At 45.0% G+C, this 12,873-nt stretch carries 16 protein-coding genes and 1 tRNA gene; 12 read left to right on the top strand and 5 right to left on the bottom strand.

The annotated features are described in order from the left end of the window. Positions 1-146: 146 nt before the first annotated feature. The 4 genes from B3D59_RS01265 to B3D59_RS01250 all read left to right on the top strand — a co-directional run bounded on the left by B3D59_RS01265 (position 147) and on the right by B3D59_RS01250 (position 3,114). A complete protein-coding gene (locus B3D59_RS01265; protein ID WP_286817264.1) occupies positions 147-353 on the top strand; it encodes a hypothetical protein in 207 nt (68 codons plus the stop codon). A gap of 6 nt (positions 354-359) precedes the next feature. Continuing rightward, positions 360-1,661 carry a phage major capsid protein gene (locus B3D59_RS01260; RefSeq protein WP_286817263.1) on the top strand — a complete coding sequence of 434 codons (1,302 nt, stop codon included), beginning with the start codon at positions 360-362 and terminating at the stop codon, positions 1,659-1,661. 13 nt (positions 1,662-1,674) lie between these two features. After that, complete coding sequence (locus B3D59_RS01255) at positions 1,675-2,130, top strand: hypothetical protein (RefSeq protein WP_286817262.1); 456 nt, start codon at positions 1,675-1,677, stop codon at positions 2,128-2,130. Between the two features lie 183 nt (positions 2,131-2,313). Further along, entirely contained in the window at positions 2,314-3,114 is an 801-nt protein-coding gene (locus B3D59_RS01250) for a hypothetical protein (protein WP_286817261.1), read from the top strand. A gap of 86 nt (positions 3,115-3,200) precedes the next feature. Here B3D59_RS01250 and B3D59_RS01245 read toward each other — a convergent pair. From B3D59_RS01245 to B3D59_RS01235, 3 genes are all read right to left on the bottom strand, one after another. Beyond that, positions 3,201-3,292 (bottom strand) — tRNA-Ser (locus B3D59_RS01245). A gap of 39 nt (positions 3,293-3,331) precedes the next feature. Next, entirely contained in the window at positions 3,332-4,009 is a 678-nt protein-coding gene (locus B3D59_RS01240; RefSeq protein WP_286817260.1) for a tRNA1(Val) (adenine(37)-N6)-methyltransferase, read from the bottom strand. 28 nt (positions 4,010-4,037) lie between these two features. Next, complete coding sequence (locus B3D59_RS01235) at positions 4,038-4,358, bottom strand: DUF721 domain-containing protein (RefSeq protein WP_286817259.1); 321 nt, start codon at positions 4,356-4,358, stop codon at positions 4,038-4,040. Positions 4,359-4,631: 273 nt separating this feature from the next. Between B3D59_RS01235 and hflK the strand changes: the two genes are divergently transcribed. Next, entirely contained in the window at positions 4,632-5,705 is a 1,074-nt protein-coding gene (gene hflK / locus B3D59_RS01230; protein WP_286817258.1) for an FtsH protease activity modulator HflK, read from the top strand. Between the two features lie 2 nt (positions 5,706-5,707). After that, complete coding sequence (gene hflC / locus B3D59_RS01225; RefSeq protein WP_286817257.1) at positions 5,708-6,691, top strand: protease modulator HflC; 984 nt, start codon at positions 5,708-5,710, stop codon at positions 6,689-6,691. A gap of 113 nt (positions 6,692-6,804) precedes the next feature. Here hflC and B3D59_RS01220 read toward each other — a convergent pair whose 3' ends face one another. Further along, positions 6,805-6,900 carry a 30S ribosomal protein bS22 gene (locus tag B3D59_RS01220; protein ID WP_083843579.1) on the bottom strand — a complete coding sequence of 32 codons (96 nt, stop codon included), beginning with the start codon at positions 6,898-6,900 and terminating at the stop codon, positions 6,805-6,807. 113 nt (positions 6,901-7,013) lie between these two features. Between B3D59_RS01220 and B3D59_RS01215 the strand changes: the two genes are divergently transcribed. The 6 genes from B3D59_RS01215 (at position 7,014) to B3D59_RS01190 (ending at position 12,261) form a co-directional block, all read left to right on the top strand. Further along, the gene (locus tag B3D59_RS01215; RefSeq protein ID WP_286817256.1) at positions 7,014-7,517 is read left to right on the top strand and encodes a hypothetical protein; all 504 of its coding nucleotides are present in this window, start codon (positions 7,014-7,016) and stop codon (positions 7,515-7,517) included. Positions 7,518-7,670: 153 nt separating this feature from the next. After that, positions 7,671-7,925: an FmdB family zinc ribbon protein gene (locus tag B3D59_RS01210; RefSeq protein WP_004074091.1), complete on the top strand. Its 255-nt coding sequence runs from the start codon at positions 7,671-7,673 to the stop codon at positions 7,923-7,925. Positions 7,926-8,007: 82 nt separating this feature from the next. Continuing rightward, complete coding sequence (gene groES, locus B3D59_RS01205; RefSeq protein ID WP_004074092.1) at positions 8,008-8,295, top strand: co-chaperone GroES; 288 nt, start codon at positions 8,008-8,010, stop codon at positions 8,293-8,295. Positions 8,296-8,400: 105 nt separating this feature from the next. Then, positions 8,401-10,059, top strand: a complete 1,659-nt coding sequence (gene groL, locus B3D59_RS01200; RefSeq protein WP_286817255.1) for a chaperonin GroEL — start codon at positions 8,401-8,403, stop codon at positions 10,057-10,059. Between the two features lie 157 nt (positions 10,060-10,216). Continuing rightward, positions 10,217-11,185 carry an NAD-dependent epimerase gene (locus B3D59_RS01195; RefSeq protein WP_286817254.1) on the top strand — a complete coding sequence of 323 codons (969 nt, stop codon included), beginning with the start codon at positions 10,217-10,219 and terminating at the stop codon, positions 11,183-11,185. Positions 11,186-11,259: 74 nt separating this feature from the next. Beyond that, positions 11,260-12,261, top strand: coding sequence for a lysylphosphatidylglycerol synthase transmembrane domain-containing protein (locus B3D59_RS01190; RefSeq protein WP_286817253.1), 1,002 nt, complete (start codon positions 11,260-11,262; stop codon positions 12,259-12,261). Positions 12,262-12,331: 70 nt separating this feature from the next. Here B3D59_RS01190 and B3D59_RS01185 read toward each other — a convergent pair whose 3' ends face one another. Continuing rightward, positions 12,332-12,724, bottom strand: a complete 393-nt coding sequence (locus tag B3D59_RS01185) for a PilZ domain-containing protein (protein ID WP_286817252.1) — start codon at positions 12,722-12,724, stop codon at positions 12,332-12,334. Positions 12,725-12,873: the final 149 nt, after the last annotated feature.

The raw sequence follows: 12,873 nt of genomic DNA, 5'->3' as shown, positions 1-12,873 counted from the left end.
TCGTCAGCATCCTGGAAGCGGCCAGGGCCCTTAATGTACACAAAACCACAATTTTGAGATGGTGTTCAAGCGGAAAGCACAAAGATTGTTACCGGGAGCCTGTAAAAACGCCTGGGATTATAGAAGGGGGTGATGGTTTAAGCCCATTGGATTTTCTGCTTTCAGTCGTGAGTGATGAAACGCAAGACCCGAAACTTCGCACAATGGCGGCTAAATATGCTCTTCCCTATGTAAAAGCCAAAAAATCCGGAGGTGAGGCGCTTGGCAAAAAAGAAGAAAAGCAGGAAAAAGCAAAACAGGCCCAAACTGGCAGGTTTTCAGCATCGAAACCACCCTTGAAAATAATACGTTGAAAATGCTTGCAATATCTATGTTTTTATTGTAAAATCAAACAGTTAACTAAAAAAAGGAAAAGTACAATGAGAAATCAGCAGAATGCACCAAGCCTTGATGAACTCCTAAACCTTACCAAGGAATTGAGCGGTGTAGTTGACGAGAAAATGACCGGTTTTAAAGCAAATTTGGCAGAGAGCGGCGAACGTCTGGACAATCTTGAAAAAATCCTGGACAGGCAGCAGGGGCCGGGTGTTTTTTACGGCGAAACAAGCGAACTTTCCCCGGATAAATTCGGGTTTAAAAACCTGGGGCAAATGGCCTTTGACATCCGAAACGCAGCCCGGCCCGGAAGTGTGCCGAGTGACGCTTTACAGGGTTATGTCCAGGCAGCGGCCACAAGTTTTGGCAGCGAGGGTGCAGGCTCAGATGGTGGCGTTCTCGTACCGCCCGATTTCAGCCGCGAGATTATGGCTGACGCGTTTGCCGATGACGGCATCCTGGGCCGTTGCAATATCACAACCGTGTTGGGGAATGCCTTTGTTCAGCCGGTGGATGAGGGCGTGCCCTGGGGTTCAACCGGGATTCAAGCATATTGGGAAGATGAAGCCGCAAGCCTGACACAGAGCAAACCCGCGTTGAAGACAAACACTCAGCGCCTTGGCAAAATTACTGCCCTGGTGCCTGTATCAGATGAACTGCTTGAAGATGCCCCGACATTGTCCGCTTACCTGGACAGGAAAGTCCGGGAAATCTTCACCTTTAAAATTGGCTTGGCAATCGTCCAGGGAACCGGAGCAGGCCAACCGCTTGGCATTCTGAATGCTGGCGGCGTAAAAACCGTGGCCAAAGAATCCGAGCAAGCCGCTGATACAATCCTCTTTGAGAATATCGCAAAAATGGAAGCCGGAATGCTTCCCCAGCACAGAAAAAATGCCGTGGTACTGGCGCACTCTACCTGTCTGCCAAAGCTTCGGAGTATGTACCTTGCAACTGGTGATGGTGGTGTTCCTGTTTACCTTTCAGGTGGTGGCTTGGCCGACAACCCATATGATAGATTGGCCGGCCTGCCTGTGATTTACACGGAAGCCTGCAATCCGGTTGGGGATCTTGGCGACATCATTATGGCAGACCTTTCACAATATCGGGTTATTATGAAATCCACAGGTATGCGGCAGGATGTTTCTATGCACGTTTGGTTTGTCCAGGGGTTGACAGCGTTCAGATTCGTTATGCGAATTTCCGGGATGCCTTGGCGCTCTTCCGTGATTACAGGGCGCGATGGTGTGACAACATATAGCCCGTTTGTGGCCTTGGCGACGAGATAAGGAGAACATGACTATGATTAATGAAATGGCAAGCGAAAAGATTGCAGTTATCGGCACCATCGACCCGCAGACCGTTGTAAACTCTGAAGTTTTCACCGATGTGGTGGATATGAGTAAATTCAACCAGGCTTTGTTTTTTTGCGCCCTGGGCAACATGGCAGCCGAAACAATTGATTTCACGGTTTATTACTGTGATTCCGATGGCAGCAACGCCGTGGCCCTGAAATCAGCAACACAGCTTGCAGCCAACGCGAGCGCCAACGACAATAAACAGATCGTGATTGCCGTCAGGGATCAGGAATTGCTGACCATCGCCCAGACAACCCGGTATTTGAAAGCCGGTCTTGTGACTGGTGGCTCCAGTGGTGGACCTGCTTGTGTGCTTGCCCTTGGAGTTGATGCAAAATACGGCCCTGCATCCGGTAGCGATCTATCCAGCGTTGCGGAGATCGTGACGGCCCTGGATTAACTGATATGAAGCCGTGTTGATCCGTGCGGCTTTAAATAAAACGGGCTCACTGCGTTTTCCGAGAAATCGGCCAGTGGAAGTTCTTCATTTCATCCATTAGAACCGGTCGTCCTTTTTTGGGTGGCCGGTTTTTATTTTGAGCTTGCCAGCCGGGTGAACGACGGGGCTGCACCGGGGGATTGGGTGAGTGGGGGGGCGCTTCAGGATAGAGTTAGGACGGCAGAACAAGGACGTCGGCCATCTGAAAAAGAAAAAATGGCACAGTGCCAAAATAAACCCGATCCAGATCCAGGGCAGGAAATTGATGATTTTGAACCTGCAGGATACACTGAGCTTTTCATAGCCACGACTCAGCAGGAGATACTTGATGCTGCAAAAATCATAAAGAACGACGGGGCTGCACCTGGGGATGTGGTTAGCGGGGAGAAGTTGAGGGATCGTGTAAGGATTAATTCAGGGGAGAAAGTATCTGGGACTGAATCCCAAATAAACAACCCAGCCCCAGAGCCGGAGCCAGATCCAGAGCCAGAGATTAATGATTTTGCAGAAGAAGCCGGAGACGCTGAAGAGCTTTTCATAGCCACGACTCAGCAGGAGATACTTGATGCTGCAAAAATCATAAAGAACGACGGGGCTGCACCTGGGGATGTGGTTAGCGGTGAGGCGTTGAGGGGCAAGGTTATAACTGCGGAGCACGGCAGAAGGCCGTCAGAAAAAGAAAAGAGTGCACAGTGCACAAATAACCCCAAACACCAAGAAGAACCAGAACCAGCCCCCGAGCCAGAGCCCGAGATTGATGATTTAGAAGAACCTGCCAGAGAAGATGAGCTTTTTATCCAGGATATCGGCCTTCAAAATCCAAGCGCTCCCGGCGTTTCGGATTATACAGAAGGCGTCCATATCAACCGCCGTGCATTGTGGCTGGAATCGCCGTTTCTATTGGAACCCTCGTCAATCAAGGCTTTTGCTCTTAAGAATAAATAAAAAGAGTTTATCACTTTTTGGGATGGTAACACAGATGGGTATACAGACTTATTTCTTGTTGTAACTATCTGAATTTATTAGCCTATTGGCGGAGAAGGGGGGATTCGAACCCCCGGTACCCGGTTAGAGTACACACGCTTTCCAGGCGTGCACCTTCAGCCAGCTCGGTCACCTCTCCGAATAGACCCGAGCAAAATAGTATCTTTTAATCAACGTGTCAAGGATTAATGCGTTTGGATAATATATTCATATCCATGATATTGTTGGACGACAGGTAAATGGGCGGCAGAACTCGTTCGGAATCGCTTATATTCTTACGTCCTGAAAAAATTACACGTTTAGGTGCTTTTTTTTGTCCGGTATGAATATAGCGTATCCACTCCGGATAAATAGATGTTGCCTGTATTGCCTGATGGATATCTGTCAGGCGTTCGGAAGGGAAAATTATCATGAATCGGCCGTTGTTCCCGAGAAGCGTTTCTGCTTTTTCTGCAAGGTTTTTGATATTCATGGTAATCTCGTGGCGGGCGACGGCTTTTTGACGATCCGGGTTTAATCTTCCTGTATTATGTTTTTTATACGGTGGATTTGACAGGATAAGGTCGAAATGTCCGTTTGTAGATTCAGGATTGATATTCTTAATATCCTCGTTAATAATCGACACCGTCTGTTCAAGTTCATTATTGATGATGTTTTTCATTGCAATTTCAGCAAGTGTCGGTTGAATTTCAACGCCGGTAATATAGGATTGAGGAAAACAATATCCCAGGATAACCGGAATAATACCGCAGCCGCATCCTATATCAAGGATGCGATCACCGGAACAGACCGGTGGGATCTGGCTGCACAACACAAAGGGGTCCATGCTGTAACGGTAGCCCTTTGCCGGCTGCAAAACAGATATTTTTCCCCCAAAAAGCCGATCAGTAGTGTATTTCTCCAATTTTAAACCGTAGATGTGTGATTAAGGCCGTGTTCAGTCGTGCATTCAAGTTCGCAATCATCTCTTTTTCAAGGAATTTGAGTTGGTGTATCCATACCGAGCTTGATACTATTACCTGTAATTGACCGTTCTTAAATGTATCAGGTTTGGCATTCTGCGCGATGGAGGTCCCTAATGATAGATCCCATATTTTCCATATCTTCGTGATTTCCGTTTCCTGGGGTGGTTTGTATTTTGACAAAGCCTTCGACAATATGTCGCTGATATGAGTCAGATGGCTTGTACCTGTTTTTTTGTTCATGTTTAATTTCCAAGTGATATCAAGTGATATATTTATACTGATTCGATAATGTCATAACATAATATTAAAGGATAGGGAATCTGTACGTATACAGTCCAAGCACGTTGCAAGCTTATTTGATACCCTTTGCAGCAGGGGGTGTTCCAAATAAATATTGCCTTTTAATCTTTATTCTTATAATTAGAGTAGTATTTTGCCTATATAAATATTCAAGCTAACCAATCGACACAGTGATGCTGTCAGGTTGGTTATTCATTAACAGGATGTAATTTTATGAATTGGGATTGGGAAAAACTTCGAGAAAATCAGAAAAGATATGAACAGAAACAGGGTGGAGGGTCTGGGATGCCTTCGCCGCCCCAAATGGATGATCTGTTAAAAAAAATTAAAGGATTTAAATTTTCCGGCATCTTTTTTATGGGAATCCTTCTCCTCGCTGTAGTGATAAGTGTTTCCACAGTGTTCACCGTTGGCCGAAGTGAGGTTGGGGTGATCCAGCGTTTCGGAAAGTATAATCGTCTGGCCCAGCCCGGCCTGAATTTCAAGATGCCCGCAGGCATAGAAAAAGTAACCAAAGTGAATGTCAGACAGGTTGAAACCGAAGAGTTCGGGTTGAAAACCTACAACGGCAGCGGATCCGATCCTTTGTCTGCGGAGCCTTCCGGGCAGGATTCATCTTTAATGCTCACAGGCGACCTTAATGTTGCCGTTGTGCCCTGGATTATTCAGTACCGCAGATCTGATCCCAGGGAGTATCTTTTTAATGTAAAAGATGTACGATCCCTGTTACGGCATATGTCCGAAGCAACGATGAGAATGATTGTGGGCGACAGAAGCATCAATGAGGTCATTTCAAGTCGTGCAGAGATTGCCAGTGCGGCCAAGGAAATGCTCCAACAGGAAATGGACAATGCAAAAGCCGGGATCAGTATCGTTAATATTGAGATGAAAAAGACCAACGTGCCGGAACCGGTGCAAGCCTCCTTTAATCAAGTTAACCAGGCTATTCAGGAAAAGGAGCAGACCATATATAAGGCCCGGGAAGAATACAATAAAGCGATTCCCCTGGCCCGGGGCGAAGCAAAACGTGTGATTAAAGATGCCGAAGGGTATGCCATTGATCGGGTGAACCGTGCCCAGGGTGATGCTGTCAAATTCAAGGCCATCTATGATGAGTACGTCCAGGCAAAGGATGTAACCCGGAAACGGATGTATCTGGAAGCCATGCTTGAAGTCCTGCCCAAACTGGAAAATAAATATATTATTGATTCGGATCAGAAAAATTTGCTGCCGTTTGTAAATATGGGGGCTAAATTATCAGATCAGACCCTTCGGAAAGGTGAGTAAATATGGAAGATGCAAATAGTAATATGGGAAGGGTGAATGCCGTTTTTCTGGCGATTGCAGTCATTGCGGCTTTGGTTTTGTATAATTCTGCCTATGTGATAGATGAAACCGAACAAGTGGTTATTACCCAGTTCGGGCGTATTATGGGTGATGCGAAGAAAACACCGGGATTAAAGTTCAAAGTTCCATTTATCCAGAAGGTGAATTATTTTCCTAAAAATTTGCTTGAATGGGACGGAGATCCGGGACAGATTCCCACAAAGGATAAAACTTATATCTGGGTCGATACTTTTGCCCGGTGGCGGATCAGTGATCCTGTTGTCTATTTCCAGACGGTGAAGGATGAATTTTCTGCACTGAAGAGGCTGGATGATATTATTGATCCGGCCATGCGCGATTTGATTTCCGCATACCCGCTTGTGGAGAGTGTAAGAAACACAGACCGCCCCATGGATACGTTCGATGCCATCCGGGGTCTGGAAGCCAAGGAGGGTGAAGATACCCCTAAACGGATGGTTCGTTATCGTGTGGATTTGGGTCGGGCTGAAATTGCCCGCCAAATAGAAAAACAGGCCCGGGAAAAATTAGCGGATTTCGGAATTCAGATCGTGGATGTTAAGATTAAGCGAATTAATTATATCGACAGTGTTCGAGGTTCTGTATATAACCGGATGGTTGCCGAAAGAAATCAGATTGCAGAAAAATTCAGGGCAGAGGGGCAAGGAGAGGCCAGCAATATTCGAGGAGAGAAAGAAAAGGAGTTGCAGGTAATTAAATCCCAGGCGTATAAACAGGCCCAGGAAATAAAGGGAAAGGCCGATGCCCAGGCGACTCGGATCTATTCCGCCGCCTATGGCCAGGATCCCGAATTCTATGCGTTTGTGAAAACCATGGAGCTGTACACAAAGACGCTTGATAAGGATAGCACCGTTATATTGTCAACGGAGTCCGAGTTGATGAAATATTTTAAGAAAAGCTCAGATTAACGGCCGTATTGGGGGCTGAGACACATGGGGAATGAGTATTGAGCTGAGTTGATACAACTCAATACTCCCCACGGGCTTACGAAAGAAAAAGGCGAATCCAGTTTCTTTAGAACCTATTTTTTCTTTCTTTGATGTCTGGTTTTGGCAAGGAGCTTTCTATGTTTATGCTTGCGCATTTTTTTTCTTCTCTTTTTTATAACGCTACCCAAAAAAATCACCTCCTTTGAAATCTGTAAAACGGTCATTTGATTTGCTAAATTTTGACTATAGCATAGTTTTAAATTAAGTGTCCATTCTTTTGTTTCATGGGGAAGGCGTGTAAATGACACGGTTTTTTAATGAGAGTGAACTTGAGCAGGTGGCAACAGCAGCACTTCGGGCCGAGGAGGTGGTGTACAATTATTTTAAATTGTCTTCCTCTCAATGGCTTAAAAACAGATATGATATTAAAACCGCCAGGGATCTGCTTCCGCATGAACGGGTGGAAGGCCCCTTTGCCCAGGTGCTTAAATATGAAGGCCGGCGACAGGATCTTTCGTTAGGCTCTTCGGTCTTTAGTCTCTACCATGTTTGTATCCAGGACCCTGCGATTATTTCTTTTGTTGCAGAAAAACCCCAAATTGGTCTTGAGCCGTTTCTTTTGTATATTCTGGTTCATGAGCTTGTTCATGTGGTACGCTTTGCACGCTTTGAACATCGCTATGAAAATGCCTGTGAAGCGGAAGTGACCCTTGAAGAAGAAAAAAAAGTACATGGGATTACCCATGATATTATTGCGCCCAAAACAGTGCCAGGTATGTCACAAGTCTTTGAATTTTATTCATAATGGTATTGAAAGATCTAAATGAAGAGGTCCTTAAAAATTTTAAGGACCCATCCTTGACAAGGAAAAAAGACTTGTTACTTTAGTTCTGTCTTTCAAGCAAGGAGTCCCGCAAAAGAAGCGGTTTCAGTAATTTAGAATGAAGGAATAGCCAAAATGCCGGTTTACGAGTACCAATGTAGCAGGTGTGGACATTTAAAAGAGGTTTTTCAAAAAATTTCGGAGTCCCCCCTGGAAGTTTGTCCCAGGTGCAATGGTAAACTAAAAAAGATTATTTCCCAAAGCACCTTTCATCTTAAAGGATCCGGATGGTATGTAACGGATTACGGCGGAGCCAATTCAGGTTCCAAGCCTAAAGAACAATCATCAGCAAAATCAGAAAAGCCAGCTTCCAAATCAGATTCCAAGTAGATGGCGATCTGCTTAACAAGTTGACTTAATTCAAAAATAAAATTTAAATGCGCAACTATTATAATTAAAGGAGAATTGTATCATGAGTTTAAGACCATTGAGCGACAGAATTCTTGTTGAACGTGTTAAAGAAGATGAAAAAACCAAAGGCGGTATCATTATTCCGGATACAGCAAAGGAAAAACCCGCCGAAGGTAAAGTGGTTTCAACCGGTAACGGACGTATGGGTGAAGACGGAAAGCTTCTTCCCATGGATGTGAAAGTCGGTGATCGCGTATTGTTCAGTAAATACGGTGGCACGGAAGTCAAAATTGACGGCGTTGATTATCTGATCATGCGCCAGGACGATGTGCTGGGTATTGTTGAGTAATGTCTGCTTTGTCCTGAAACATCATTTCAGGGTGTTGCGTTTAAATATAATATATACTTCAATATAATTTAAATAATTTAAAGATTTTGATGGAGATAAAATAGAATGGCTAAAGAAATTAAGTACGATGCCAAAGCACGTGAAGCTATGCTTAAAGGCGTTCAGGCGCTTGCCGACGCAGTAACGGTTACCCTTGGTCCCAAGGGAAGAAATGTTGTTATTGACAAATCCTGGGGATCTCCCAATGTTACCAAAGACGGTGTAACTGTTGCCAAAGAGATTGAGCTCGAAGATAAGTTTGAAAACATGGGCGCTCAGATGGTTAAAGAGGTGGCTTCAAAAACTTCTGATATGGCGGGTGACGGTACCACCACCGCCACTGTTCTTGCCCGTGCCATCTACGAAGAAGGGCAGCGCATGGTTGTTGCCGGCAACAACCCCATGGGTATTAAAAGAGGTATTGACAAAGCTGTTGCTAAGATCGTTGAAAGCCTTGAAAAGCTTGCCAAACCCACCAAAGATCAGAATGAAATTGCCCAGGTCGGAACCATTTCCGCCAACAATGATGAAACCATTGGTAACATCATTGCCGAAGCCATGGATAAAGTCGGCAAGGAAGGTGTTATCACCGTTGAAGAAGCCAAATCCATGGATACCACTCTGGATGTTGTTGAAGGTATGCAGTTTGACCGTGGATATCTTTCACCTTATTTCGCAACCAATACTGAAAAAATGGTTGCGGCTTTGGACGGCCCCTATGTCCTGATCTGTGATAAAAAAGTATCCTCCATGAAAGATCTGCTTCCTGTACTGGAAGATATTGCAAAAACAGGTAAACCCCTTGTAATTATTGCAGAAGATGTTGAGGGTGAAGCCTTGGCCACTCTGGTTGTCAACAAGTTGCGCGGCACCCTGAATGTGGCTGCTGTTAAAGCGCCCGGGTTCGGTGACAGAAGAAAGGCTATGCTGGAAGATATCGCTATCCTCACCGGTGGTCAGGTTGTTTCCGAAGAGATCGGTCTCAAACTGGAAAACGTTACCCTTCAGGATCTTGGCCAGGCCAAGACGATCACCATTGACAAAGACAATACCACTATTGTTGACGGTGCAGGATCCAGAGAAGCCCTTGAAGGCCGTGTGAAACAGCTTCGTGCCCAGATTGATGAAACTTCTTCTGATTATGACCGTGAAAAACTGCAGGAAAGACTGGCCAAACTGATCGGTGGTGTAGCGGTGATCAAGGTTGGCGCTGCAACAGAAATTGAGATGAAAGAGAAAAAGGCAAGAGTTGAGGATGCCTTAAATGCAACAAGGGCCGCTGTGGAAGAGGGAGTTGTCCCGGGTGGTGGTGTTGCGCTCGTCAGGACAATAGCTGCTGTCGAAAAGGCCAGATCCAAGGCCAGGGGCGAGGAAAAATCCGGGGTTGATATTGTAATGAGGGCATTGGAAGAGCCAGTGCGCCAGATTGCAAACAATGCAGGCGCTGAAGGTTCTGTGGTTGTGGCAAAGGTAAAAGAGGGAGAAGGTGCCTTTGGTTATAACGCAGACACAGGAGTATTTGAAGATCTTATGAAGGCAGGTGTTATTGATCCTGCAAAGGTAACCAGATTCGCCTTACAGAATGCTGCGTCCGTTGCATCTCTTCTGCTGACAACCCAGGCTATGATTGCTGACAAACCAGAGGAAAAGGACTCAATGCCCGGCATGCCTCCTGGTGGAATGGGAGGTATGGGTGGAATGGGAGGTATGGGAGGTATGATGTAACAGTTTGTCCCCCTTCCAAATTAGGACATAACTTCATTGACATACATTAACTCTATCAAAAATTAAAAGATTGTATCCGGAAGGAGGCCCTCCGGGTACAATCTTTTTTTGTCTAACTGTTACAATCTTTCCAATAACAAGATGAGGGAAGGCTGCAATGACAAAGAAAGATCAGGTCCTGTTGGTAACCGGGGCGGCTGGATTCATAGGATTCAGCCTGGCAAGAAAACTGCTCGAAGGAGGCAGGATCGTTGTTGGTATTGATAATCTTAATAGCTATTATGATGTGAATCTCAAAAAGGCAAGATTGGAAATATTGAAGTCATTTGATAATTTTGTTTTTCATCATGTTGATATCCAAGATCTTAACGCACTTAAAGAAATTTTCAAACAACAACATATTGATGTGGTATGTAATCTAGCTGCCCAGGCGGGCGTCAGATATTCCCTGACAGATCCTTTTTCCTACCAAAAAAGCAATCTTGAGGGTTTCTTAAACCTGCTGGAAATGGCCCGTCATAACGGGGTAGCAAATTTTGTTTATGCCTCGTCCTCATCTGTGTACGGAAGCAACAAAAAGACCCCCTTCAGTGTTGATGACAGGGTGGATAATCCTATTTCTCTCTATGCTGCTTCCAAAAAGGCAAATGAACTGATGGCCCACGCATATAGTCATCTTTACCAGATAAACTGTACAGGACTCAGGTATTTCACTGTTTATGGTCCCTGGGGGCGTCCGGATATGGCATTGTTTCTGTTTACTGACGCAATATTGAATAACAGGCCCATAAATGTATACAATTACGGAGATATGAAGCGGGATTTTACCTATATTGACGACATCGTAGCAGGGACCATAGCTGCGATTGACAGACCTGTCCCATACGATGTGTTTAACCTCGGAAACTCAAAGACTGAACACTTGATGACACTGATTGAGATCCTCGAAGAGGAACTAGGCAGGAAGTCAGAGAAAAATATGATGCCAATGCAACCGGGGGACGTTAAAGAAACGTCCGCTGATATCCAGAAATCAAGAGACCTGTTGGGCTTTGAGCCAAAGACTACTCTCAGCGTTGGTATTAAAAATTTTGTTCAGTGGTACAGGGAGTTTTATAAGGTCTGAATAAACAACACAGTTGTGGCCAATGTGTGCGAAAATAAGGCAAGATGAACAGGGCCAAGCAGAAGATAAAATTTGTGGCGGGCATTCTGATCAGCCTGTTATGTCTGTATCTTGCATTTCGCAAAGTTGATTTTGGTGAAATGTGGCAGGCCGCCAGGACTGCCAATTACTGGTATATGGCGCCAGTACTCGCTATCATCTTCCTGAGTCACTATCTTCGTTCTCTAAGGTGGCGATATCTTCTCGTTCCTCTAAGCCGGATAGACACCTTCAGCCTTTTTTCATCTCTGATGATTGGCTATGCCGCCAATTTGATTATGCCTGCCCATCTGGGTGAGTTTCTGCGCGCCTATGTGTTGAGTAAAAAGCGGCAGATACCTCTAAGCCCCGTCTTTGCAACCATAGTGGTTGAAAGGATAATAGATATCTTCTCGCTTCTCGTGCTAATGCTATTGGCCTTTTTCGTTTATCCTTTTCCCGAATGGCTAGTCAAGAGTGGTTATATAATGCTTGCTTGCGCCTTTGGGCTCTTGGCATTCTTGGTTTTTCTGAAGATGTTGACCCCAAGGGCAATTGCAATTGTTGATATTGTCCTGAGTCCTCTGCCTGAAAAATTTGCAGAAAAGATCGGCTCTGTGATCGAAAGATTTGCCTCAGGCATCATGCCCCTGAAGAGATGGCACGATTATGTTACTGTGGGCATCCTGTCTGTCATAATCTGGGCCTGCTACGGCATTGTATTTTTCTTTTGCCTGCATGCATTTGATTTTGCTAAGCCATACAATTTGACATGGTCGGTCAGCCTTGTCCTTCTGGTGGTTACCACCATAGCGGTAGTTGTGCCTTCTTCTCCAGGCTATGTAGGTACTTATCATTATCTTTGCCAGATAGCCCTTGCCATGTTCGGTGTGCCGGCCGGTCCTGCCCTGTCCTTTGCCACTGTTGTTCATGGGGCGAATTTCTTTCCAGCGCTCATAGCAGGGCTCCTGTTCGCCCAGTATGAAGGCATGGCTATATTTAGGACGGCCGGAAATGAAAGTATTACTGAAAATGATGCCCAAAAGGGGTTGGAATGATGGATTGATGCCCTGAAAAGTATCGCGTTATGTCAGGCTTGACGCAATGGGGTTGAAAAAATGCCCTATCCTAGTGTTTGATTGTCTTTTTTTGTATATTATATGCCTTTATTATGCTTATTATGGACTTTTTGATGCTTTCATTGCTATCGCAAAAGCGGACTCCTGCTTGAAACATTCCAATTTTTGTTTCTTTGCTGTAAGCAATATCACCATTGATCTCAATCAATTCATTGTCAGGGCCAACAAATGCAAGCAAGATCTTGTTAGCATCAATAGGCGAGTGGCTTTCCAGGAGCAGTCCCCCCTGACTGACGTCCACAGCGGTTCCCATTCCCTGGCCCAATTCGTTGCCGTCATTATCCAGACAGATATATGACATCAAATTATCTGTTTTGATTCTAGGATGTTTTCTTCTTTCATCCTGCTTCATTAAGGCGTTCTCCTCTACATCTGGAAACATTCAATATCCTTAAACCTCTTGGATTCAATTATGATATAGGCTGGGCGGTAGGTTATCAAGAAGAATATGAACTTTTTTGGGGTAATGAAACATGTTGTGAGGGCTAATGTGCTGTTTTAGAAATGTGTTAACCCAACTTCCGCAGTTTC

This window comes from Desulfobacter sp. UBA2225 (genome assembly GCF_002348205.1).
Classification (GTDB): Bacteria; Desulfobacterota; Desulfobacteria; order Desulfobacterales; family Desulfobacteraceae; genus Desulfobacter; species Desulfobacter postgatei.
This window is presented reverse-complemented; position numbering and strand designations above follow the sequence as displayed.

Coding starts and splice junctions, on each gene's coding strand:
- B3D59_RS01255 (WP_286817262.1), top strand. CDS start 1,675: ATGATTAATGAAATGGCAAGCGAAAAGATTGCAGTTATCGGCACCATC.
- B3D59_RS01235 (WP_286817259.1), bottom strand. CDS start 4,358: ATGAACAAAAAAACAGGTACAAGCCATCTGACTCATATCAGCGACATA.
- hflK (WP_286817258.1), top strand. CDS start 4,632: ATGAATTGGGATTGGGAAAAACTTCGAGAAAATCAGAAAAGATATGAA.
- hflC (WP_286817257.1), top strand. CDS start 5,708: ATGGAAGATGCAAATAGTAATATGGGAAGGGTGAATGCCGTTTTTCTG.
- B3D59_RS01215 (WP_286817256.1), top strand. CDS start 7,014: ATGACACGGTTTTTTAATGAGAGTGAACTTGAGCAGGTGGCAACAGCA.
- B3D59_RS01210 (WP_004074091.1), top strand. CDS start 7,671: ATGCCGGTTTACGAGTACCAATGTAGCAGGTGTGGACATTTAAAAGAG.
- groES (WP_004074092.1), top strand. CDS start 8,008: ATGAGTTTAAGACCATTGAGCGACAGAATTCTTGTTGAACGTGTTAAA.
- groL (WP_286817255.1), top strand. CDS start 8,401: ATGGCTAAAGAAATTAAGTACGATGCCAAAGCACGTGAAGCTATGCTT.
- B3D59_RS01195 (WP_286817254.1), top strand. CDS start 10,217: ATGACAAAGAAAGATCAGGTCCTGTTGGTAACCGGGGCGGCTGGATTC.
- B3D59_RS01185 (WP_286817252.1), bottom strand. CDS start 12,724: ATGTTTCCAGATGTAGAGGAGAACGCCTTAATGAAGCAGGATGAAAGA.